The sequence below is a fragment of the Heliobacterium chlorum genome (assembly GCF_014502795.1).
In the GTDB taxonomy this organism is placed as follows: Bacteria; Bacillota; Desulfitobacteriia; order Heliobacteriales; family Heliobacteriaceae; genus Heliobacterium; species Heliobacterium chlorum.
This window is the reverse complement of sequence record NZ_JACVHF010000017.1, coordinates 1-23,900: the sequence shown is the minus strand read 5'-3', so window position 1 is coordinate 23,900 and position 23,900 is coordinate 1. Positions and strand designations below refer to the sequence as shown.

The following is a 23,900-nucleotide window of genomic DNA, read 5'->3' as shown; positions in this document are numbered from 1 at the left end:
AACCATCAAGGTCATAAGGCCGTAAATTGTTGGTATAGTTTTCTATTGACTTCACTCCCTGCTGGACATACGATATATATGAACATGTATTCATATGTTATTGTGAAAAAGCGAAGGGAAGTGAAAACCCATGTCAGAACGATTGGAGTTCTGTTCCGATACAACCCTCTTTCAAATTGACGGGATCTGCTGTCTCGATTGCGCCGCCAAGTTCGAAAAAAGCGTCGCTTCCCTTCCCGGTGTGATCAAGTCAACTCTTAACCCGATGACAGGGAAGCTGACCGTAGTAGGCAATGTGGACTTGCCAGCCATTCGCCGATTGGGCAAGGAAGAAAATTATCGGGTCCACCCGATTGAAAAGCCGGCTGCAGCCTCGAAGACTGTACTCTCCGTCGACGGCATCTGCTGCCTTGACTGTGCCTCAAAATTCGAACGGCGGGTCGCCAGCCTTCCTGGGATTACATCGGCGTCCCTAAATACGATGACCGGAAAAATGACTCTGGACGGAACCATTGACATAGAAGCGATTCAACAACTAGGGCGAGCGGAAAACTATCAAATCCACATTGTCAGCGGCCCCGCTTTAATCGGAGCAGATGCACAGGGACCTTTACAGGGGGGCCTCCCTATCGAATCATCCACAGGGGAGACTTTACAGAAAAAACCAGTCCCTTGGGAGCGAGTCCGGATGGCGGCCTCAGGTGTAGCGCTCGTGATGGCTTACATCTCTGAAACACTTACCATGCCCTTTTCTCTTTTTATTTCACTATATTTAACAGCCACTCTCCTCGGCGGCTGGGGCAACTTCCGCAAAGCGGCTTTTGCCTTGCCCCGTGGAAAATTCAACAGCAGTGTGCTGATGAGCGTAGCCGTCCTCGGCGCCATTGCCATTGGCAAATGGGAAGAAGCTGCTTCCGTCGCCTTTCTCTTCTCCGTTTCTGAGATGCTGGAGTTCTGGACGATGGATCGGGCTCGACACTCCATCCGCCAGTTGATGGATATCGCACCGAAAAAAGCCCGCATTCGCCGCGGCGATGACGAAGTGGAAATCCCCGTCGAAGAGATCCTCATCGGTGATATAATGATCATTCGTCCCGGCGAAAAGATCGCCATGGACGGCCTAATTCTCACCGGTGAATCAGCCGTCAATCAGGCCGCTATCACAGGTGAATCGGTCCCTCTCGAAAAAGGCCCTGGCGAGAGCGTTTTCGCCGGAACCTTAAACACCTATGGTTACCTTGAAGTCTCTGTAACGACGCGGGTCGAAGACACAACGATCGCCAAAATCATCCACATGGTCGAAGAAGCCCAAGGAAAGCGAGCCCCTTCTCAAGCCTTCATTGAACGTTTTGCTGCCGTATATACGCCTATCGTCATGGTTCTCGCCGCAAGTATCGCCCTTCTCCCGCCGCTCTTTCTGGGCTTTGACTGGGGTCCCTGGATTTATCGCGGACTGGCCTTGCTGGTTATCTCCTGCCCTTGTGCTCTCGTCGTCTCCACACCAGTAGCTATGGTCAGCGCCATCAGCACGGCTGCCAAAAAGGGCGTATTGATCAAAGGCGGTCTTCATCTGGAGGAAGCAGGCTCCCTGGCAGCCATCGCTTTTGATAAGACAGGTACGCTGACCCAAGGGGTACCTTCGGTTACCGATATCATCGCCTTCGGAAATACGACCCCCTTGGAACTGCTGGAGATCGCGGCCAGTCTGGAGGATCGTTCCGAACATCCGCTAGCGAAAGCGATCGTCGCCGCCGCCAAACAACAAGGGTTAGCGATTCACCCGGTAGAACAATTCCGTGCCCTCCCCGGTCGCGGCGCACAAGGGGCGATAAAAGGTCAAATGGTCTTCATCGGCAATGTTCGCCTTTTCACCGAACTCGGTATCCAGACAGAACCTGTAACCAAATCGGTCACCCGTCTGCAAGGGGACGGTAAAACAGCCATGATCGTCGGTACGGAGACGTCTTTCCTCGGCGTGATCGCCGTCGCTGATGAACTTCGAGAGACAAGTGCTTCTTCCATCCGCGCCTTAAAAGATGCTGGTTTAGGGAAGACGATCATGTTGACCGGAGATAACGAGCTAACAGCGAACGCGATTGCTGCACAAGTCGGTGTCGACGATTACCACGCCGATCTCTTGCCGCAGGATAAAGTCAAAGCCATGGAGGAACTGTTGAACAAATACGGCAAAGTGGCCATGGTCGGTGACGGAATCAATGATGCACCAGCCCTTGCGCTTTCCACCGTGGGGATCGCTATGGGCGGTGCCGGCACGGACACAGCCATGGAGACGGCCGACATCGTGCTGATGGCCGATGACCTCAGTAAACTTCCCTTTACCATTCGTTTAAGCCGTGATGCAATGGGAATCATTCGCCAGAACATCGCTTTCGCCCTCGGGCTGAAGGCACTGGCCCTGCTCGCCGTGTTCCCCGGTTGGCTCACGCTCTGGTTGGCTATCTTTGCCGACATGGGCGCATCGATCCTGGTCACATTGAATAGTTTGCGGCTTTTAAAAACTCGCAGCTAAAGAAGGACCTCCGTCATTTCCATGTGGAACAGACGGAGGTCCTTTTTAACTCGTCAACGAGTTTTTACCCCAAACCAACCTGTGTTCTATCTGAATCTACTCCCCATAAGCATTGATCAGTATCTGCTGTAGTTCATTAACTAATGGCATGCGTGGGTTCGCCGTCGTCGTCTGGTCATCGAAAGCCCGTTCGGCGATCTCCGGTACGAGGCTCATGAAACGGTGGCGATCGATGCCGCAGTCGGCGATCGTCAAAGGCATCTGCAATGCCTGCATCAGGCGGCGAACAGCATTAATGAGCGATTGTACCCCTTCCTCGACGGTGCCAGCTGGCAGGCCACACATGCGGGCGATTTCGGCATAGCGTTGGTCCGCCACGTAGAACTCATAGTTGGGGAATGAGGTGAACTTCGTCGGCCGCATGGCGTTATAGGCGATGGTGTGCGGCAGTAAGATGGCGTTGGCCCTTCCATGGGGGATGTGGAAGAGGCCGCCCAACTGGTGGGCCAAGCTGTGATTGACGCCGAGGAAAGCGTTCGTAAAGGCCATGCCGGCGATGCAGGAGGCGTTGTGCATCTTTTCGCGGGCTTCCTTGTCTTGTCCGTTACGGAAAGCCCTAGGCAGGTACTCAAAGACCATCTGAATCGCCTTGATAGCCAGCGCGTCTGTGTAATCCGAGGCGAGCACAGAGACGTATGCCTCTACAGCGTGAGTCAATACATCTATTCCTGTATCGGCCGTCACTGCCGGCGGCACGGTCATGACAAATTCAGGGTCGATGATAGCCACATCGGGGGTCAGTTCGTAATCAGCCAGCGGGTATTTGATGTTCCTCTCCTTATCGGTGATGACCGCAAAAGAGGTGACTTCCGAACCAGTTCCCGATGTGGTGGGCACGGCGACCATTCTGGCCTTGGCTCCGAGTTTGGGAAACTTATAGACACGCTTGCGGATATCCATGAAGCGAAGACGCAAGGCGGTAAAGTCGGTGTCTGGATGCTCATAGAAGAGCCACATACCTTTAGCCGCATCCATGACCGATCCGCCTCCGAGGGCGATGATCACATCGGGCTGAAAATCGTTCATCATACGGCAGCCCCGCATGACCGTATCGACAGAAGGATCCGGTTCCACATCGGCAAAAATCTCACTGTGCACATAGTTCTGACGCCGGCGCAGGTAAAAAAGCACTCGGTCCACATAGCCTTGTTTGACCATGACGGGATCTGTCACAATGAAGGCGCGGTGAATCTCCGGCATTTTCTCCAGATATTCGATAGCGCCGAATTGGAAATAGATTCGTTCCGGAATTTTAAACCACTGCATTTTTTCTCGCCGCTTCGCCACCCTTTTTTTATTGATCAGGTTCACGACCGATACGTTCGATGAGGTAGAGTTGCCGCCGAAGGTACCGCACCCTAAGGTCAACGAAGGCATATTGGCGTTGTAGATCTCACCGATCGCGCCTTGACTGGCTGGTGCATTGACGATCAGCCGGCCCGCCTTGATGCGCCGGGAAAAGGCATGAATGACTTCCGGATCTTCCGAATGAATGACAGCAGAATGGCCCATACCGCCGAAACGAACCATCTGTTCCGCCCGGTCGATCCCCTCTTCGGCTCCGTCGACGATGTAGTAGGCTAAGACAGGACTCAGTTTTTCGCGGGACAAGGGGTACTGAGGACCGACCCCTTCCAGCCGGGCTAAGAGAATCTTCGTATCGACAGGAACGGAAAAGCCAGCCATTTGGGCGATGCGGTGGGCCGGCTGGCCGACGATGTCCGCATTCACCGCACATTTTTCCGGATTGATGGCGATGCTTTCCAAACGGGCCACTTCATCCTCTGAGAGAAAGTGGCACCGGTTCTCACGCATGTAAGCTTCAAAATCCCGGGCAATGGTGCGGTCTACGATGACAGCCTGCTCAGAAGCACAGATCATGCCGTTGTCGAACGTCTTGGACAGAATCAAATCGGTTACGGCGCGGCGCAAGTTGGCCGTCTTTTCGATGAAACAAGGTACGTTACCCGGTCCGACACCTAGGGCAGGCTTCCCGCAGCTGTAGGCAGCCAGTACCATACCGGCACCGCCCGTGGCTAGGATTAAATTGACACCAGGGTGCTTCATTAGCCGGTCTGTCGCTTCAATCGAAGGATCTTCGATCCATTGGATGCAGTGCTCCGGAGCTCCGGCACGGACGGCTGCCTCTCGTACCAACTGGGCGGCAGCGGCGCTACAGTGCTGGGCCGAAGGATGGAAGGCAAAGATGACAGGGTTTCGCGTCTTCATCGCAATGAGCGCCTTGAACAAGGTTGTCGATGTGGGATTAGTCACCGGTGTTAAAGCGGCGATGACGCCGACCGGCTCGGCCACTTCTTCATAATCGTCAAACTCATTCTCGCCGATGATGCCGACGGTTTTGTGATACTTGATGCTATGGTAGACCGATTCGGTCGCAAAGGTGTTTTTGATGATCTTGTCTTCGTAGACGCCACGCTGGGTTTCTTCGATAGCCATTTTGGCCAGGGGTATCCGCTGTTCCAATCCGGCCATGGCCATGGCATGAACGATGTGGTCCACTTGCTCCTGATTCAGATCAAGGAACTGCTCTAATGCTCGCTGGGCCCTGTCTACTAGTTGCTCAATCATTCCGGCTGCCTCTTGAACACCCTGCCTTTGAGACGGTTGCCCCCGATCGGCCGCTGTGTTTTGCTTTTCTTGTTCTGCCATTCACCGAACCTCCTCGCTACTCAGTGATACCCCCATTACTTTTTCCATTTATGCAAAAGAAATCTCTTTTATTTACTTCGATTCCGCAGGCTGTCATCCTGCCTTATCCTGTTAATTTCATTTGAAAAACTTCCTCTCCCTATTGACATTGCGTAAGTTATTTTATATTCTTGTCACAATACACTTTTAATTGCATATAAATAGTAAAAAAGAGGTGAACGCAACTATGAACCCAATCAAAGAAGTCCACGAAACGAACGAAGAAACTCAAACGTTAACCCGGGTGAACCGGTATTTCCGTGGAAAGGGTATGTCTTTGGAGGATAAACTCTTCTACGCGAAATTAATCGCTACGCTCGATCTGGAGTCCGGTCAATACACAACGGCCGATCAAAAAGAGCATTTGAAGATGTTTTCCGCTTCGATCGATAAACTTCGCAAAGAATCAACCGAAGTCTCTACCCAATACGGGGCCTAAATATGTAACACTTGGGGTTGAGGGGTATCCATGGGAATATATGAATTCGACTAATAAGCTTCCTTATCATGGAAAATGATAAGGAAGCTTTTTGTTTACTATGGCGAGATTTTTTGTCCCTTATCGTTTCGGTTCGTTAGGGGCCACTTTCTCTTTTTTCAGAAGGTATTTTTCGTCGAGACGGCCTTCCGTATATTCTTTCAGATACAACAGCGTCAGTTCCAGGGATGCCGTCTCCATCATCACGGTTAAGTCATGGACGAAAGAACCATTTGTCTCCTGTTCCTGACTAATCTTGCTTAGTTCCAATAAACGTTCAATCAGGGATCGAAACCCTTCCAGAGAGATTTCCTGGGTGCCTTTCTCTGTAGCTTGGTTCATGTCTGGTTGTACTGAGTTCACTATGAAGACTCCTCTCTCATAGGCCTTTTTTCTGTTTTTTCTCACTGTTCACTATGTAAAAATTTTGTTGAAAAAATGATTATAGTAATCCTCTTTCATTTTAGCGCGAATTATCTCAATTGTCCAAAGTGACTTCTGTTGAACAAGATGATAAAATTGTAGAAAAATGCCGATATAAAACATATACGACTGTATTGAAAAAGGAGATCAGGCACAGATGCACTTTTTAATCTACGGCCTCGGAGCCATCGGCACCGTCTATGGGGCAATGTTGAAAGCAGCCGGTCATAAGGTGACCGGTTTGGCACGGCCGGCTATGCTAGAGAAAATCTCTCAAAAGGGATTACAGGTATGCGGCATCTGGGGTGAGTACGCTCAAGCACCAGATAGGCTTATCTCTTCCCTAGATGAAGCTCAGGATCGCGATTGGGATATGATCATCCTTACGGTGAAGTCATACGCCACAGCCGAGGCAGCCCGGGACATTGCCCGCCTGCGCCCTCCCGAATGCCTCCTATGGCTGGCTCAAAACGGTTACGGCAATTTCGAAGCGGCTGCTCCCTATATCCCAGAAGACAAGATCCTCCTAGGGCGGATTATTTTCGGCGCTGAGACACAGTCTCCGGGAGTCTCCAAAGTGACCGTCATCGCCGACGATGTGGTCATCGGTTCTCCCAAAAATCACATTCCCCTGCCGGTCGCTGAGAAATGGGCCGCTATTTTCCGAGAGTCCGGTATTCCGACCCGGGCCAGTGAAGATGTGATGAAGTACATATGGGGCAAAATCATCTACAACTCGGCCCTCAACTCGCTAGGCGCCATCTTGGAAGTTAACTATGGTAAACTCGCCGGCATGGACGGTTCCCACGAACTGATGATTCATGTCGTACGCGAAATCTTTGCCGTATTGGAGGCTATCGGGCAAAAGACCCACTGGGCCGATGCTGATGCTTATATAGCCGATTTCTACAGCAAGCTGATCCCTTCCACCCGATACCACCATGCCTCGATGCTGCAAGATATTCAACATAGCCGCCATACCGAAATCGATTCCCTGAATGGAGCTGTCGTCGCCCTAGGCCGTATGTACGGTGTGCCGACTCCAGTGAACGAAACGATTACCCTGTTGGTCAAAGCCAAAGAGCAATTGGTCACGAGTGTTGCGTAAGATGAACCTCTTTAGTACCCGTTCCGGTTCTTCAATCTATTATGTTCCTACCGTAGAAGAGCAAAGCCCGGAAGATATGCCCAACATATCGTTCCGGGCTTTGCTCTTTGCTTAATGATTATGTATATCGCCTATCATTCCCCAAGAATTTGATGGGCCCGTTCTGTCTGGTTGGGAAACAAGTTGGCAGGAACTTTGTCCCCGCCTAACTTTTGTGCCACCAAATAACGAGCACAAGATTGAGGATGATCTTGGCAGTACTTTTGCTTAAACCGTTCCGCCAAAGCCGGCATGTTGGGCATCTTGTCATGGAAAAAGGGACACTTGTTGATTTTTTCACAGATAGACATTAAAACTGCACCTTCCTTTCCGACAAACTAGGTTTACTCCGTGAAGTTTTTGTGAGAAAACAAGGTTGTTCTTTATTAATTATGAGCTAACTTCCATTTCGTGTAAACACTTTCAGTTTGTACTAACATTATCGTATACTAGGCAATTTAACTCGGAGTGATTAACCCCAAGAGACAGACTTTTTATATCCAGTCAGGATACAAAAAGGGACATTAGAACTATCCCCCCGTGTACTCGTATTCTTCTGCCGGTTGAATTCTCAATCCCGGTCGACGAATTTTTACATTTACATGTACGTCTACTTGGGCTCGGGAAAAATCTTCTCTCCACTTGAGAACTTGTAAGTCTTGAATATAAGCCATGCGCATTCGAACGTAACGGGAAAGAAAAAAGGGATCTATTTTCTTCTCTTGCGCCTTTACGATGACCTGTCTAATTAGTTCTTCAATACTTGATGCTGCATTATTCTCCAATGTGGCCATTCCATCGGGATTCACATAAGGTTGAAGCGACTGTAAGCTGCGAAGATCGCCCTCTAAAGAGAGGGTAATCGATATATGCGGAGTTTCATTGTCCCAATCTATATTTACTTTAGGCTCCCTCGATTTATTAAGTTCAATGGCATAGGTAAATTTTCCGCTTGGATCAGTGAAGGTCCAAATCGCACGATCATAGGTATCTCTAAGAAGGTTATAGGCTTTCGCATCCCATCCTGACCATTTCTCGATTAATTTCCCTTGATGAAATATCCCTATTCCAATAAACTCAGTTGGATTCCCCCCAGAACGGATCAGGCTTTCAGTGGTCTTTCCGCCTGGTTCCGTTTTTCCTTTCTGTCTTTGTACATATTCACTTTCAGGCATCGGAACTATTTTAGAATCTTTCTTCTCGGTAAGAACCATGGGGTTGTTCTTGAGCATCGGGAGAACCGGATCGACATGATATGTTTCCATTTCGGAAACAAAATCATGAATCGTAATCGCACGAGAATAACCTTGTTCACGCATGTTAGACATAATTCCGTCGACATAACGGGAAACACTTCTTTCCAGCACAGGTCGTGTGGACAAAAATATCTCTCGTGCAGGGCCTTCCGTCAACAACACATAGGTAGTCCGCCGGAATTCTGGGTTTCTCTCCAGTGCATCGATTTGGTGATAAACCAGACCCTCTCGAGCTAGCTCTTCGCCCATGAGTACAATCCGCAAGTGACGAAAATCGAGCTTCCGCTCAATATTTGTACTCGCCAGGCTGATTGCCTCTGAAATAGATCGTGCAGTGATCGTCACCGGTTTCGTCGTTTCTTGTAAAGTTGTTGTTTCTCCCCCTGCTCGAATATCCATGCTTCTTGGAATAGCCACCCGGAAAATTACATTAAGGAATCCATTTTCCCCCTTATCGATGCCCATCGTTAATACAAAAGCCGTCCGCTCCAGTTCCCGTCCTGATGAACAGCCGGCCACGCAAGAAATTAGGAATAGGCAGAGCAATAGCCAAGAAAAAAATCTCATTTCGTTTCCTCCGGCTCACGATAAAAGAACGTCATCCACATCCACGTGATAACAGGAAGACCATAAAAAACAATGGGGAATAGCATCATTAAGGTCGTATATGTGTTGACGGCCTCAATACTGCTTTCGGGAATAAAGGCTACCATCACAGCTAGAAGTGCTAGTGGAACTAGAAAAGGACGATAGTCTGGTGCTCGACTTCCCTGTGTGGCGGCTAGAGCACTCGCATAGAACCCGACAGCGATACCCACCGTAGATACGGTGGACCATGCGAAAACCATAAATGGTTCTAATCGTTGAAGGATAAATTGAAGGTTTATCAATCTCGCCAGTTGATATAAAGGAAAGCCGACTTCCTTGGCACCGGGGAAGGGAAAATTCAGGTGTAAAACAATTTGAACGATCGTAAATAAACTCGCCGAAAAAAGTAAAGAACCGAAACCAACCCGGCGAAAGACTTTTTGCTTACGAAATAATGGAGCGATGAGCATGAGCAACATCATTTCCTTATAAAGTCCCATGAAACGAATACCCGTTTCGATCGTAGCGAGTTCCCCGTACCCTAACCATGGAGATAGGTAATACAGGTGTCCTTGGAAACCGATTAGAAAAATCGAAACTAAAAAGACAAATATCGCAAGCGGAAAGAGCAACCAGGCAGTCCGAGAGAGATTTTCTAACCCATTGTAAGCAAGGAAAATACACAACACCGTTGAAGAGATGATAATCGTTGCAATGGATGTACTCGGAAGTAACGTCATAATGATAAATTCCGCAAAAATACGCATCTGATAGCCCGAATGAACGATTAGCAACAGGGTCAACAACAACCCAAGAAACCATTGTACATACCGTCCCCAAAATAATCCCGAGATACTTAACAAAGAGGCCCGCGAGAAACGGTTAGCTACCCGCTCAATACATAAGAAGATAGGTATAACCGTGATACAGGCAATGATCGGTACCATCCAGGAAGCGGTTCCAGCTTCGGCAGAAAGTTCTCGGGGAATATGAAAAAAGAGTTTGACAAGTATATACATGCTCACAAGTACAAAAGACTCGATACCGCCTACATAGCCCTCTTGTTTAAACTGTTTCACGATGGTTTACCCTCTTTTGGCGTGTTCTCAAATCTTCGGTCAAGAGCAATACTTCGGGAGGAATCCTCGGATCCCAAGGACGATTCACAGGACGCTGCTTAAATTGATCTAAGGGCCTAGCATAGAAGGGTCGCTTTTCGATGGAGAATTCAGCAGTGCGAATGAATGTATCTCCCGTCGGTTTTCGAAAAGGACTAAATGGAGATAGAAAGGGAACGCCTAGAGACTTTAGCCCGCTTAAGTGATGGACTAAAACAACCAAACCGAGGAGGACTCCATAGAATCCAAAAAAATGAGCTGAAAAAAGTAAGATTAACCGCACAATCCGAAAACTGTTGACGAGCGTATATTGAGGTATGGAAAAGCCGGCGAGTCCAGTAATTGCAGCGACGATAATCGCCACGGGAGAAACAATACCCGCTTCGACCACCGCTTGTCCTATAATGATCGCGCCGACAATTCCGATGGTGGGACCTATCATCTTGGGTACACGAAGGGCCGCCTCACGAATAAAGTCAAAGGCAACCTCGAGAAATAACAGAGAAAAGGCCGTTGGAAAAGGAACATGCTCTCTGGACGACGCAATGGCCAACATCAAATCGGTGGGTATCATTTCCGGATGGAACACGACCATCGCTGTGTATACGGCAGGCAAAAAAATGGTCGTTAAAGAACCTATCACCCGTAAAATCCGTGCGAAGGAACTGATGGGCCAGCGGTTATATATATCTTCCGGTGAGTGAACCTGGGACCATAGGGTTACCGGTGCGATTAGGGCGAGCGGACTGCCGTTCAGTATAAGGGCAACTGAGCCCTCCAAAAGGAACGCAATCGTACGATCAGGCCTTTCGGTCGTAATCGTTTGGGAAAAAAAAGAGAAAGGCCGATCTTCGATAAATGATTCAATCTGCCCCACGTTATACAGCATATCAATATCTATCGATTCAAGCCGACGGCGCATCTCCCGGATTACTTTTGGGTTCGTCAGCCCATCAATATATAACAAATAGATCGGACCCATTTCCCGTTTTCCAGCCGGAATACCCTCTGCGATAAAATCAGGCGTGGCCAGGCGAAAACGCAGCAATTGCAGGTTTACGTTAATGTCTTCGACAAAACCATCATAAGGCCCCTGAACAACCGTCTCAGTATGGGGCTCACTGACGTTTCGACCGCGGAGACCTTGAAAATCAAGCGCTAATCCCCAGTCACAACCGTCGATATGAACAAAGGTCAACCCTGAGGTAATGCTGCGGATCAAACTATCGTGGGTAAACACATCACTGACAATATGGCAATACGTGAGACGATCTTTCAAGTCTTTCGGACATAATGATCGATCGATAGGTGGAAGATATTCCACCAACGGGGCAATGAGGAACTCTTGAATTTGATTAGAATTTGTGAGACTACGGTAAAATGCAATCGTAACCTGGCCCCAGGACGTTTGCAGAGCTCGAATGGCAAAATCGGGATTTTTTTCGGATTGAAACCGCTCAGATAACCATTTTTGAATGGCATACTGTGTAGTAGGCAACGACATGGAAGGACTGCGCAAAAACGACGTAGATCGTCGCAAGGATAGGGCTTTTCCAGTTCGAGATGGACTGAGGGAAAAGGTTTTTTTTCGGACCTTTTCATATGTAAAAATGGAAAGAAGTTTGTTTATCCAGCTGTTTCTCATCCGCCCTATCCCCCCCAAGCGCACGGGTCCATTTATTTCCTCGAATAGTATGTCTTAAACAGATAAAAGGTAGTCTCTTTTTTGACCGGGTTTCGAAGTAGCGAAATAAAAAATAAAGGCCCATTCACGCTGCCCCCAACACCGCGTGGTATTGAGGAGACTGCGTGAATGGGCGAAGGTGACATACGAAGCATATTGCCCCGGCGTAATTCCCATGATTTTCGCGAACCATCGATGGAAATGGCTTTGATCATAGTATCCAACTTCTTGGTCAACCTGTTTTAATGGCATTCCTTGGATGATCTTGCTTTTAGATAAACAGGTTCACATTGGAATCTTCCGCCTCACCGAGGTAATAGCCGACACCGCCGATTTTGACTCCATCGATGAGTTCTTCCGCTTTGATACCCATCACGTCCATCGACATCTGACAGGCGACCAGTTCGATCCCCTGGTCCATGGCGGCCATGAGCAGTTCTTCAAGGGACTGGACGTTTTTATTCTGCATAACCATGCGGATCATCTTCGGACCCATGCCCATCATGTTCATCTTCGATAAGGGCAAATCTTTGCTGTGGCTCGGCATCATCATGGAGAACATGCGATCCATGAATCCTTTTTCCACCGGTTGAGGGTCTTCCTTTTTCAAGATGTTTAGGCCCCAGAAGGTGAAGAACATGGTCACTTTTTTCCCCATCGAGGCGGCACCGTTAGCGATGATGAAGGAAGCTATGGCCTTATCCAGATCACCGCTGAAGACGACGATCGTTTTATTGTCCTTGGCAGGCGCCATCTGTCCTGACTGGGCGGGGTTATTCACCATATCAGCATCCATACACCCTTTTTGAATCAACGCTTTGATAAGCCCTGCATCTTTAGAACGATTAAGCAAGCCGTTACCGGTCCGCTGACACCAAGATTCAATGTCTTTATAAAAGCCAGGGTCGGAGGCTTCCACATACAGCCGTTGTCCCGGCGTCATCTCGTCCACGCACTTTTTAACCTGCATGAGCGGTCCGGGGCAGCACAGTCCGCAGGCATTCAGCTTGCGATCATGTTGGTCAAAACTCACATTCGCCGGAGCCGAAAAGTTCGTCTCGGTCGTGTTCGTTTCTACCTTCCCCGCCGCCGCCGTCTGCCCACACACAGTCCCACAAGTAGGTCCACAGCCACTGTTCGGTTGTTTTGGCTGGTTCATGTTACAACCTCCCGCCTTGTATTGAGCGATTTCATAGGAGCTGTAGCCTCCAGAGAGGTTTTTTGCTTTAAAGCCTCGCTGTTTTAATATCCGCTCGGCTAAGTATCCTCGAAAGCCGACTCTGCAATAGACCCAGTATTCTTTCACAGGATCTAATTCATCGAGACGCTGTCGAAGCACTTCTAGGGGGAGCAGGACGGAGCCGGGGATGTGACCTGTTTCATATTCGAGTTCGGAACGAACGTCAAGGAGGACCGCTTTTTCCCGATCGATCTGATCGATTTCGCTGGTGACAAAGAGGTCCGTTCGGCTGGCCAAAAGGTTTTCCGCCAAAAAACCAGCCATGTTGACAGGGTCCTTGGCCGACGAATAGGGCGGCGCATAGGACAGTTCCAATTCCTTCAGGTCATCAACGGTTCCGCCCATACGGATGACAGTGGCGATGACGTCGATGCGTTTGTCCACACCATCATAGCCGAAGGCTTGCGCGCCGAGCACTTTTCCCTTTTCATCAAAGATCACTTTCAACGCGATCGGCGATGCCCCCGGGTAATAGGACGCATGAGAATTGGGGTGTACATGGACGACACGATAAGCGATGCCCAGACGGCGGAGAGTTCGCTCGTTGTTTCCGGTGACTGCTCCAGTCAACCCGAATATCTTGATGATCGAGGTGCCCTGGGATCCCCGGAAGACGCTGTCTATCCCGCAGATGTTGTCGGCGGCGATACGACCTTGCTTGTTGGCAGGACCAGCTAAGGGAATGGCTGTTTCACTGCCATTGACAAAGTCGATGACTTGAATAGCATCTCCGACAGCGTAGATGTTTTCTATGTTCGTCTGCATATGCTCATTGACGATGAGGTGACCACGAGGTCCAAACTTCAGGCCTGAATCCTTTAGAAATTCTACATCGGGCTTGACGCCGATAGCCAGAATGATCATTTCGGCAGTCAATCGGGTGCCGCTGCTTAAGGCGACCTCAATTTCACTGGTTTCGGCAGCCCCTTGTTCGGCAAAACCTTGCACACCGTCACCAAGAATCAGCCGTACACCACGTTCCTCCAATTCCTTTTCCGCCGTGGTGACCATATCATCGTCAAAGGGCATCAAAATGTGAGGCGCTGCCTCAACGAGGGTAACGTCAATCCCGCGATCACACAAGTTCTCGGCCATCTCGACACCGATAAACCCGCCGCCGATGACGACAGCTCGGTGGACTCTTTTTTGATCTACCGCTGCCTTAATCCGGTCGGCATCGGGGATATTCCGGAGAGTGTAGATCTTATCGCTGTGCACACCAGCAATCGGCGGGATAAAGGGTTTGGCGCCCGGCGCTAAAACGAGCACATCGTAGGTCTCTTCGTAGCTGCCCCGGTCTGCGCTCTTGACGGTGACTTTTTTCTGAACACCGTCGACGGCTACCACTTCACTGTGCAGGCGGGCGTCAATGTTAAAGCGGTTTTGCATCATCTCGGGGGTCTGCAAAATTAAGTTTTCCCGCTCGACGATGGTTTCTCCGACGTAGTAGGGCAAGCCGCAGTTGGCAAAAGAGATGTATCCGTCTCGTTCAAAGATGATAATCTCTGCTTGCTCGTCGAGCCGCCGCAAACGGGCTGCTGTCGATGCTCCACCGGCGACACCGCCGACGATGACCACTTTTTTGCTCATGAGGTTATCTCTCCTTCATTTCATGTTCATTTCCGCACGTTGTTGCGAATTTCTCGGAGGCTATGATTTCAGAGGAGATGAACAAGGTTACTCTCTCGTAAGGCTCATTTTTCAACGAATCGGTTTGCCGAAGATATGCTTTTGTATGACTTGAATGTTTATTCGGGAAATAAACAATGTAATAAACCTTTTATCGTATCGTTCTTGATTCGATAATTAATCTCCAGTCCATTTCGCACCCCTTCTACGGCTCCGGCAGCTCGCAACTTCTGCAAATGCATGGAAATGGTCGATTGGGGCAGGTCCAGGCAGTGTTGCATATGAGATACGTTGCAGTCTCCTTTTTGCATGAGTCCCCGAAGGATACAGAGGCGAACCGGATGAGCCATCGCTTTGAGAAGGTCCGCTGATTCTGAGTACTGTCGAAAATCTTTCTCCATTTGAGTTCCTCCGGTCAGTGGTGTAGTCGTTGTTAACATCAAAAAGATGACGAAAGGGTTCACCAATGAAGACCCTGTGACGATACTATAGTCCATTCGCTATTCAATCTATCAATAAATTAATATATCACGATAATCTGATTTTAGACCTCCCATCTATTTGTGTCAATCCTCACAATGCTTGAAATTTTTGTTCTTAGGTGGAATATTATTTATAAAATTCTGTCTCTTTTGAATAGAATACCTTTTTACAAAGTTATAAGCGAATGGTACAGTTTAAGTGGACAGGTACGATTCGGTACAAGATGAATTTCTGAAGGTGTGAAAGGAGATAGACCTACATGAACGACTTCTTAGCTTGGCATCATGAAACCCTCGGGGTAAAGGTCGTCGAGGCACTGACGAAGAACAACTTTCAGGCTACATACTGCAAGAACCGCCAAGAGACGGTAGAGAAAATCCTTTCCCTCATTCCATCAGACGCCTCTGTCGGCGTAGGTGGATCGGCAACCATTCAAGAACTAGGCCTCCTGGATCGACTGTCGGAACGAGGAAACGAACTGTTAAACCACAACCGTCCCGGCATTACCCCGGAAGAGGCGATGGACATCCGCCGACGTCAGATGGTTAGCGATGTGTTCCTCACCGGTACGAATGCGGTGACCTTAGACGGACAACTGGTCAACCGAGACGGCGTCGGTAACCGGGTCGCAGCCATGATCTTCGGACCGAAAAAAGTCATCGTCGTCACCGGCGTCAATAAAATCGTCAAAGATACGGCGGAAGCGGAAGCCCGGATTAAACGGTTTGCCGCTCCCCTCAATAACAAACGAATTAATCTCCCCAACCCTTGTACGAAAACAGGCGAATGTATGAATTGCCAGGGACCTCGCCGGATCTGCAACATCACCACCGTCCTCAGCAAAAAACCGATGCTGACAGAGTTTCATGTCATCGTCGTAGGAGAAGAATTGGGCTTCTAATCGGATTGAAATTCGTAACGAATACCGATCTTTGCACCATGTTTCCCTATAAAAAAGGAGCGTCAATTGACAAAAGTCAACGGGCGCTCCTTTTTTTATATGGGCGATATGCGAAGATAGATACATAGTGCAGTAGCAAAGACAATCAAAGCCGTCCATAGATAATCTCTCGGCGCCATTTCGATTTCCCGCAGCACCGTCGGAGTCCGGCTATATCCGTATCCCCGGTTGAGCATAGCCATAGACAAGCGGTCAGCCATCGTAATGGCGTTTACGATCAGCGGAACAAATAACGGAACAAAGGCGCGGATAGGACCGAACAGCCCCCGAGCGTTCCATGCGGCGCCACGGGCCGATTGTGCTTCCATAATCATCCGGCGCTTCTTGTCCAGTGTGGGAATAAATCGAATCGCTGTGACAAGCATGAAGGATACTTCTGAAGGCATTCGTAATTTGCATAGAAACTGCAGAAAATCTTCAAACGGCGTTGACGCCATTAATACGACCGAGATGATCACCATAATCACTATACGCAGTATATAGGTCAGACCCATCAACAGTCCCCCAACCGTCATTCCCCATCGTTCGTCGATGAATCCAGTTATGATGACTGTTCGGTAAATCCCGTCGGGAAGATGATCTTGGGGATAGGTAAAGGCGGTCATGATGACGATTAGACCGAGTAGGGGCAACAAGGGCTTTAACGTATCCCAGGACTTTTCCCATGTAGATTTGACGAGAGTGGCGACCACTGCAACGATGGCAAATAAGGCCAGCATAGACAGTAAGTCTTGGAAAACAAAGGATGTAATGACTACGCCGAAAAAGCCAGCTATTTTCGTTCGGACATCAAGGCGAGACAAATATGACTGCCTAGTCTGCGGATTGCTTGAACCTGTCTGCTCCATCCCTCTCGTTGGTAGAACTAGATCTGTCTGTGTAATAGATCCGGCCTGTCCAAACAAGGCCTCTTCCAGAAGAAACCGCTGGGGCGGAATCACCGCAGCTTGGGCTAGTATGTCCCGCTCAGCAAAGACGTCCTGCGAAGGCCCGTCCATCAAGACGGTTCCTTCATATAAAACGATGACTCGCTCAGCGTATTGAGCGACTAGTTCCATGTCATGACTGACCATGATTACGGTCGTTCCTTCTTCGTGAAGGCGCTTGATGAGGGCCATCACTTGTCCGACTCCTGATTCATCGAGACCGGTGGTGGGTTCGTCGATGACCAGGATTTGAGGGCGTAATGCCAGGATGGAGGCGAGTGCCAGCATCTGACGGTCACCCTTGCCCAACGTGAGTGGATGAACGGAGCGGCGCGATTCCAACCCCGTCAACCGCAGCGCTTCGGAGACTCTTTCTCTGACTTCCACTTCCGTCAAATTCAGATTACCGAGCCCGTACTCGACCTCTTTTTCCACGGTTAGGGAGAAAATCTGATGGTCTGGATTTTGAAAGACATACCCCACCCTATGAGCCAATTGGCTCGTAGGGACGTCTTTCGTACTTTTTCCGTGGATGAGAACTTCCCCGCTAGCTGGTTTCAGTAGACCGTTTAAGTGTTTCGCCAGTGTTGTCTTGCCGGCACCATTTTGACCGACGAAGGTTATAAACTCGCCTTGCTGGACGGTGAAATCGATGCCCTGCAGGGCTCTCTGACCCGATTCATAGGTGTAAAAAAGCTGTCGAATTTCGATCGCTGCGACATCTTCCCTATTTTGTGGATTTATCGTAGTGTTTGCTTTTTTAAAATGGAAGACATTATCGAAGTCACCCTGAACCAATTCCTTAATACCAGGTCGGCGGAATAAAGAAACTGCCGAAGAGACGGTCAATGGGATCTCCTCTCGGCCAATCCATCCCTTTTCGTAACAGTGCCAACCGATTAGGCTAACGGGAATGGGACGCAGTCCCAAGCGCTTCACCAGCGATACGTCACGAAACAAACGGTCTGGCTGCCCTTGCCAGGCAATCTCTCCCTCACAGAGCACGATGATTTCATCGGCCCGCTCCAGGATATCTTCACCGTTTGGTTCAACGACGACGATCGTCATGGAATACTCTTTCCGGAGGGCGTCAAGCGTCTCGTAGATCTCTTGACGGCCTTTTGGGTCTAACTCCGCTGCAGGCTCGTCCAAGACCAGAATCTCTGGGCGCTGGGCTAACAGACCGGCAATGGCAAGGCGCTGTTTTTCCCCGCCAGATAGTTCTTCCGTATGGCGCGGCTCGTAACTGGTCAATCCGACACGAGTTAGCGCTTCTCGAACCCTCTCTTGCACTTCAGACGCGGGCAAAGAGAAATTACAGGGGCCAATGGCCCCGTCTTCAAACACGGTCTGCCCGAAGATTTGTGTCTCCGGCTCCTGCAGGACCAGCCCGATCTGGCGGGCTAGCGTCTGGACCCGGAATTTTTGTGTGTCCTTTCCGGCCAGAAGGACTTTGCCGATTAGATCTCCCTGCATCAGTTGGGGAATCAATCCGTTGAGGCAAAGGCATAAGGTTGACTTTCCCGCACCAGTGGGTCCCATGATGGCAATGAATTTTCCTGATTCGACGGTCAGGTTTAGGTTTACGAGGCTCGGTCTTTCGGCATGGGGATAACGATAGGTTAGATTTTGAATCTCAATAGCATTGGCCACGGCTTACCTCAACAAGTTTGATGCTTTTACCGCTTTGAACGCGATGGCCGAGAGAACAACGTTGATGGCTGATCCGATGACTAAAAAGGGCATGACCCCTAACACTGCACCCCAACCGCCCATGAAGATCATCGTAAGGGAAGAGACGACGCCGTTTAAGAAAATTCCTGCGATAGTTGCTGCCACAATACCCATCTTTTTCTCAATCCAGTGAAAAGCCAGTGCCCAGAGGGCCATTTGAACCGCGATAAACAGGTGAATCGGAATGCTCAGCGGAAAGCCGACGACGGCAGCGGTTAACAGATGGCCGATACCGATCACCGCCATCCCTTCCATGGCGCCAAAGGCAATCGCGACGAAGAAGCCCGGGGCAGAATCTAGACCAATCGTTCCAACGGGGCTCGGGATCTTAATCAGAGAACCGACAGCGCTTAAGGCGATGAAGATCGCGATCACCGCCACCCGCTTCGCTGACCATATGGAGGGTTGTAAATCTCCGGTTTCCATTTCCATGTGACTCATTCGTGAATCCCCCTTCGTTTCTGCTTCTTATTCTTCCTTTGAGGTAACCCCAGAACCTTACTCATCGGGCGCCATACTGAAATGGCTTGACGATGAGAGGACCTCTCCGATAACCTGCACGGGAGTATCTGCGAATTCGTCGAGACGAATTTCCCGGTTAGCTGTAAAGAGTACACAGGTTGAGGGTCCTGCCGATTTTTCCAGATCGAGACTTGAGATCGGCCACTCAGAAAAGCGGCAGCCCACCGCATTGGCGAGCGTAATCGCTTCCGCACGAATCCCCCGTGATCCGACAGGGAGCACATCATGGACGCCTTCGATTTGAAAAAGCTTCAGGATGTGCCCAGCCTGGGCAATTTTCTCGTCGTCGGCGCGCTGCACTTCCGGTCCTACTTTTGGTAGGCCCAAACAGTACATCCGGTCACCGGGCTGAGTCGTGCCGATTCGAAGACCTCGTCGTTCGACGGCACCCACTACCGTGACGCCGACACCAGTCTGTTTGGTGGGAATGTTTTTTTCCGTACTGATGACCACCGGCAGCTCGGCTTTTCCGATTTCCTTTAGTTCATCTCGAACCCCGGCGAGGATTTTTTCCCCGGTGGGACTCGGCTCATTGGAGATCGCCACGGTCACCACCGCTGGAGCCGCACCGACAGCGAGAACCTCCAGCAAAGCGACACGGGTTGTAAAACGCCCGACGATGTATTGCGGCACTGAGACTACATCAAATTCCTTGTCCCCGATAGCGCCGCAGGAATCACAAGCTGCTACCAGGCACTGATCGACCGATAAAAAGACAACCTCTACATCACGCCCATGGTAACCCATATGTACACCCCCTTCTTGATAGAATTCTTTCCTGCTACCGAACAGTCCCTAGCGCAAGGTAAACAAAAAAGCCCATAGTCATTCTGCCGTTGCGCGATTACAACAACAAATTGACCATGAACTTTACCGTGATTCATGATTCACCCAGCGTTACAGGCAGGTCTCCTGACTCCGATTCATCGCCGTGCACGCCTTCCCGGTATCCCAGTGGCCGATTGTGCAAAGCTCCTCGTTACAGTGGTGGGTCCGTCCGGGATTTGCACCCGGTTCCCTATTCTCCCTTTTGAGGGCACCTGGAACGGTTATGCAGTTGATTGTATTATAAATCACATACTTATTCTTGACAAGCCTTCGCTTCAGTTCAGAAGTCCTACTTTTTCATTGGAGGGTTCTCTCCATAATTATCGTTTGGACAGAAGGAGTTTGAATGGAAAATAAACTTTTAATCCCTAATCTGTAAGAGCTACAGGCCAGACTAAAGAGATTCCGAGTATTCGGGTTTACATATAAGATGAGTTTTTTGGGAGGTAAACGAACTTTTTTCTGGGCTTGTTGACTTGTTCTTCACCATTTTCGTCTTATATTGCAATGATAGAGGATGAGTTTTAACGGGCTAAGTTGAACTTAGGTCGTTGGTTACATCTCAGCCAACATCTTCTTCAGATTATCAATCTCGGCCTCGATTGCTTCGTTGGAACGTGTATCCTCAACCTTTGCCTCAATCTTCTGGACGTCGGTCAATCGGCCCTGGTTCTTCAGCACAAGTTCAATGGCCTTCAGCTTATTACCGTCGCTTCCGCTGGTACGGACAATGCCACGGAGGATGCCGTAGGTTTCTGCCAGGAAGTCGTTCATTACCCGTTCGGCCACATCATTCTGGTAAGCGATGAAGTCGGGGTCTTGTTTCCAACGGTATAGGGACCGATCGGTTACGCCAACTTCTTCAGCGATCTGAGCCATGGTCATCTTGTGGATATCGTTGGTGGCAAAGATTTCAGCAGCTCTCAACTGCTGGGCAGACAGCCGGTATACTTTCGACAAGGTGATCACCTCCTTTCCGCACTCCCTTTAATTCCTACTACTACAGTGGGGAAATAAAAAACGCCCTGCCAACTTTCGTCAGCAAAGCGTCTTCTCACTATTTGTCAAACGGTCATCCCAGGCGTTGTTTGTTTTTATCCACGGTAATTTAACCACTACTGGCTGCTCTGCCTGTTTCTTCTTGTTTATTGGTTCTTGTTCGTTGGTTCTTGTTACATCGCATGTTTGGACAACTATACAGTTGTTCAAATGGACAACTATACGCATGTCCAAACGGACAACTGTACGATTGTTCAAACGATCAACCGGGATTTTACTCATGCCAACCGGTTTGATTATCAAATCGGTCACCGCGACAACATCGTTTATTGCGAAGCTCTTTGAATTTTGTGAGTCAGTTCAACTGATGGTCAAATGAAAATCATCCCTCGTGCTTACCGGGTATCGCCATTTTAATACCTAGGTTTTTTATCTTGTTCGATACAAAATCTTTCAACGCCGATTTCTTTCATTCGGTCATTTAATGTTCTCCATCGGTTCTTAATCGCGTCTGGAAAGGGTTTATCACAAGGATATTCATCACATTGAAAACAAAAATCAACGCCTTTTTCCTTATGACAAGTTTGTGCCGGGCAATTAATCGGGCATTTTACGTTTTCTCCTCGACATCCACTGCATGATGCTTGGCTAAAATACGAGAGTACGTCCTCAAACTCCTGATAGTTCTGAAAGACAGGGAATGTGTTTGCCTTAATAGTGGCTAGGCGTCTGTAATTTCCAAGCAATTCGGTTAGGCGAGAACTAACTTGTTTTATTTCTCCAGACTCATAATCAGCACATCGTGAACAGTCAAGTCCGCATGGAGCTAAACGACTTTTCGCTTGATTATAATTCACTTCGACACCTCCTAACGATATAACCATCGTAGCAGGTTTATTTTTACTGGTCTACATTCCGTCGGATGTCTTATTTCATAAATGGAACGGCTAGCCCTTCGACAATCATCTCATCATTCACGTTCTTCCCCTCCGCGTTGACGACTGCTAGCCACCGCCCATACTTCTCTTTCCGAACGGAATTGACGGTAACGAACTTGCCCTCGATCTGAGACGCTAACCATTGTTTAGCCTGTTCTCCCCTAGCCTTTTCCTCGCCATAAATCTCTGGCGCATTTAGGCCATATAAGCGGAACCTTTCCTTTATTAATGACGTTGAAGCCGAGGTCAACATCTGCTTCGAACGTGTCGCCGTCTATAACTCTTGTGACCGTGGCGTTATAGGTGTAATTAACGAACAACGCTGCCCCCCCTATTCAAAGACATAGTCAAAATAATAACAGCCTGGGCCTATGCGGTCCAGACTGTTTCTTGTTACCCAAAAGATCGCAGTTGTGACAAGTGACTTACAGGAATTGCCGCCAGCATCCCTCTATTTAATGTTAACGGTAAAAACGATATGATTGCTGTAAGGTGCTGTGGGGACCTGTTCAGTGGGTAGAGCAGTTAACTACAGTGTCTAGTACAGTTACCGTTAGGAACCACAGTAATCTCTATAGCTATGTTGTTGTTCTAGTTACATTGTCCGTTTGGACATATGGGCCAGTTGTTAAAACGGACATACGGGAAACAGTCTGACGATAGCCTCATTATTAAAGTCAGATTATCCGTGGATGAAACACGCCATCAACCTCAGCCCCGCCAATCACTCACCCAGCTTCCGCACGGCTGGGTTGGCAACGTCGCGGGCTGTGTGGCCACGTGTGGCTCGCTGGTATTATCTGAATGGAATTATATTACCAAGGGATTCCGTCGGCACACATGGCGAGACAGGCATGGCTGTGGCAATCACGAGATTTTCTGTACATCGACGATATCGGTGAAGAGAATTTCACGCTCACCACGCTCGGTAGATACTGATAATTTCCCCATTCTGCCTTTTAGCGGCACACACAAGATCTGTTTCCCATTTCGCAGTTGAAACATTAACTGTGACTTTTCTTGTATGGCAGAACTGACGATTTCATTCATTTCCTCTAGTTGATACTCGGTAATTTCCCGCAGATCATTAACCACCTGAGCGTCTTTTGGTTTTAGGAACATCATCAACACCTCCTGGAAATAGAATAGCACGTTTCCCTCATTATTGGAACACACGTTCTTGTTCTAGTCCAGGGATTCTTGCCTTAGTCAAACATTGAACAACTATAATTAAGCCGCTTCATTGAGCCGGTTACTCGCTGCCTCCACGTACTGTGTGATCGGTCAATAGTTTTGGTCGAAAAAAGGACATTAATTTTGGACTTTTTTTGGCCACTACGCATGGCCGTTTTTTTGTGAGGTAAATGCGATCTCTTTGGTTGGGAGATGAGGTTGTTCGGGCACCCCGTTCGTCAAGGTAACGCAATAATTTAGGCGCCTTGGCCCAGGGATGCCTGAACAACCACGGATGTTTGTTTAAGGCAATGAAGCTTTGTAGATATATCTAAAGATTGCTTCGGGGGGATTTTAATCAGTCAGGAAGGTTTTGCGATGTGTCATCCGATAACTATCCCCCGAAAGAGAGAAGAGTTCACTATGATGCACTAATCGGTCGAGGATCGCCGTGGTGATTACGTTATCCCCAAA

Annotated in this window: 21 protein-coding genes and 1 riboswitch; of the genes, 4 read left to right on the top strand and 17 right to left on the bottom strand. The window is 49.0% G+C overall.

Annotated features, from left to right (window positions below):
* The first annotated feature begins 130 nt into the window (after nucleotides 1–130).
* The gene (locus H1S01_RS14470) at nucleotides 131–2,530 is read left to right on the top strand and encodes a heavy metal translocating P-type ATPase (RefSeq protein WP_188041138.1); all 2,400 of its coding nucleotides are present in this window, start codon (nucleotides 131–133) and stop codon (nucleotides 2,528–2,530) included.
* A gap of 96 nt (nucleotides 2,531–2,626) precedes the next feature.
* Here H1S01_RS14470 and adhE read toward each other — a convergent pair whose 3' ends face one another.
* Nucleotides 2,627–5,260: a bifunctional acetaldehyde-CoA/alcohol dehydrogenase gene (gene adhE / locus H1S01_RS14465; protein WP_188041137.1), complete on the bottom strand. Its 2,634-nt coding sequence runs from the start codon at nucleotides 5,258–5,260 to the stop codon at nucleotides 2,627–2,629.
* A 226-nt stretch (nucleotides 5,261–5,486) separates the two neighbouring features.
* On the opposite strand from adhE, the gene H1S01_RS14460 reads away from it, so the two are divergent.
* Nucleotides 5,487–5,738, top strand: a complete 252-nt coding sequence (locus H1S01_RS14460; protein WP_188041136.1) for a hypothetical protein — start codon at nucleotides 5,487–5,489, stop codon at nucleotides 5,736–5,738.
* 120 nt (nucleotides 5,739–5,858) lie between these two features.
* Here H1S01_RS14460 and H1S01_RS14455 read toward each other — a convergent pair whose 3' ends face one another.
* A complete protein-coding gene (locus H1S01_RS14455) occupies nucleotides 5,859–6,140 on the bottom strand; it encodes a hypothetical protein (RefSeq protein WP_188041135.1) in 282 nt (93 codons plus the stop codon).
* A 217-nt stretch (nucleotides 6,141–6,357) separates the two neighbouring features.
* On the opposite strand from H1S01_RS14455, the gene H1S01_RS14450 reads away from it, so the two are divergent.
* On the top strand, nucleotides 6,358–7,308 hold the full coding sequence (locus H1S01_RS14450; protein ID WP_188041134.1) for a ketopantoate reductase family protein: 951 nt from the start codon (nucleotides 6,358–6,360) through the stop codon (nucleotides 7,306–7,308).
* A gap of 134 nt (nucleotides 7,309–7,442) precedes the next feature.
* Here the strand turns inward: H1S01_RS14450 and H1S01_RS14445 are convergent, their stop codons facing one another.
* From H1S01_RS14445 to H1S01_RS14415, 7 genes are all read right to left on the bottom strand, one after another.
* Nucleotides 7,443–7,658, bottom strand: coding sequence for a hypothetical protein (locus H1S01_RS14445; protein WP_188041133.1), 216 nt, complete (start codon nucleotides 7,656–7,658; stop codon nucleotides 7,443–7,445).
* Nucleotides 7,659–7,877: 219 nt separating this feature from the next.
* Nucleotides 7,878–9,170 (bottom strand): Ger(x)C family spore germination protein, encoded by a 1,293-nt coding sequence (locus H1S01_RS14440; RefSeq protein WP_188041132.1) that lies wholly within the window; start codon nucleotides 9,168–9,170, stop codon nucleotides 7,878–7,880.
* The gene (locus H1S01_RS14435; RefSeq protein ID WP_188041131.1) at nucleotides 9,167–10,270 is read right to left on the bottom strand and encodes a GerAB/ArcD/ProY family transporter; all 1,104 of its coding nucleotides are present in this window, start codon (nucleotides 10,268–10,270) and stop codon (nucleotides 9,167–9,169) included. Before H1S01_RS14435 ends, H1S01_RS14440 begins: the two co-directional genes overlap by 4 nt.
* Entirely contained in the window at nucleotides 10,257–11,954 is a 1,698-nt protein-coding gene (locus tag H1S01_RS14430) for a spore germination protein (RefSeq protein WP_188041130.1), read from the bottom strand. The genes H1S01_RS14435 and H1S01_RS14430 overlap by 14 nt, the downstream gene beginning before the upstream one ends.
* Nucleotides 11,955–12,008: 54 nt before the next feature.
* Nucleotides 12,009–12,245 carry a helix-turn-helix domain-containing protein gene (locus H1S01_RS22570; RefSeq protein ID WP_188041129.1) on the bottom strand — a complete coding sequence of 79 codons (237 nt, stop codon included), beginning with the start codon at nucleotides 12,243–12,245 and terminating at the stop codon, nucleotides 12,009–12,011.
* A 19-nt stretch (nucleotides 12,246–12,264) separates the two neighbouring features.
* Nucleotides 12,265–14,823, bottom strand: coding sequence for a DsrE/DsrF/DrsH-like family protein (locus tag H1S01_RS14420; RefSeq protein ID WP_188041128.1), 2,559 nt, complete (start codon nucleotides 14,821–14,823; stop codon nucleotides 12,265–12,267).
* Between the two features lie 158 nt (nucleotides 14,824–14,981).
* Nucleotides 14,982–15,263, bottom strand: a complete 282-nt coding sequence (locus tag H1S01_RS14415; protein ID WP_188041127.1) for an ArsR/SmtB family transcription factor — start codon at nucleotides 15,261–15,263, stop codon at nucleotides 14,982–14,984.
* Between the two features lie 341 nt (nucleotides 15,264–15,604).
* Here H1S01_RS14415 and H1S01_RS14410 point away from each other — a divergent pair, with 341 nt between their 5' ends.
* Nucleotides 15,605–16,246, top strand: a complete 642-nt coding sequence (locus H1S01_RS14410; protein WP_188041126.1) for a lactate utilization protein — start codon at nucleotides 15,605–15,607, stop codon at nucleotides 16,244–16,246.
* A gap of 95 nt (nucleotides 16,247–16,341) precedes the next feature.
* Here the strand turns inward: H1S01_RS14410 and H1S01_RS22355 are convergent, their stop codons facing one another.
* The 8 genes from H1S01_RS22355 to H1S01_RS21595 all read right to left on the bottom strand — a co-directional run.
* Nucleotides 16,342–18,885: an energy-coupling factor transporter ATPase gene (locus H1S01_RS22355; protein ID WP_188041125.1), complete on the bottom strand. Its 2,544-nt coding sequence runs from the start codon at nucleotides 18,883–18,885 to the stop codon at nucleotides 16,342–16,344.
* Nucleotides 18,886–18,888: 3 nt separating this feature from the next.
* Nucleotides 18,889–19,407: an ECF transporter S component gene (locus tag H1S01_RS14400; RefSeq protein ID WP_188041124.1), complete on the bottom strand. Its 519-nt coding sequence runs from the start codon at nucleotides 19,405–19,407 to the stop codon at nucleotides 18,889–18,891.
* 57 nt (nucleotides 19,408–19,464) lie between these two features.
* Complete coding sequence (locus tag H1S01_RS14395) at nucleotides 19,465–20,235, bottom strand: alpha-ribazole kinase (RefSeq protein ID WP_188041123.1); 771 nt, start codon at nucleotides 20,233–20,235, stop codon at nucleotides 19,465–19,467.
* 138 nt (nucleotides 20,236–20,373) lie between these two features.
* Nucleotides 20,374–20,547, bottom strand: a riboswitch (cobalamin riboswitch).
* A 324-nt stretch (nucleotides 20,548–20,871) separates the two neighbouring features.
* Entirely contained in the window at nucleotides 20,872–21,276 is a 405-nt protein-coding gene (locus H1S01_RS14390; protein WP_207732351.1) for a phBC6A51 family helix-turn-helix protein, read from the bottom strand.
* A 452-nt stretch (nucleotides 21,277–21,728) separates the two neighbouring features.
* Nucleotides 21,729–22,172 (bottom strand): DUF3795 domain-containing protein, encoded by a 444-nt coding sequence (locus tag H1S01_RS14385; RefSeq protein WP_188041122.1) that lies wholly within the window; start codon nucleotides 22,170–22,172, stop codon nucleotides 21,729–21,731.
* Between the two features lie 70 nt (nucleotides 22,173–22,242).
* The gene (locus tag H1S01_RS22565) at nucleotides 22,243–22,506 is read right to left on the bottom strand and encodes a thermonuclease family protein (protein WP_423751929.1); all 264 of its coding nucleotides are present in this window, start codon (nucleotides 22,504–22,506) and stop codon (nucleotides 22,243–22,245) included.
* Nucleotides 22,507–23,120: 614 nt separating this feature from the next.
* The gene (locus H1S01_RS14375; RefSeq protein WP_188041120.1) at nucleotides 23,121–23,375 is read right to left on the bottom strand and encodes a YolD-like family protein; all 255 of its coding nucleotides are present in this window, start codon (nucleotides 23,373–23,375) and stop codon (nucleotides 23,121–23,123) included.
* A 405-nt stretch (nucleotides 23,376–23,780) separates the two neighbouring features.
* On the bottom strand, nucleotides 23,781–23,900 hold a 120-nt coding region (locus tag H1S01_RS21595; protein ID WP_243237347.1), incomplete at its 5' end, for an ATP-binding protein.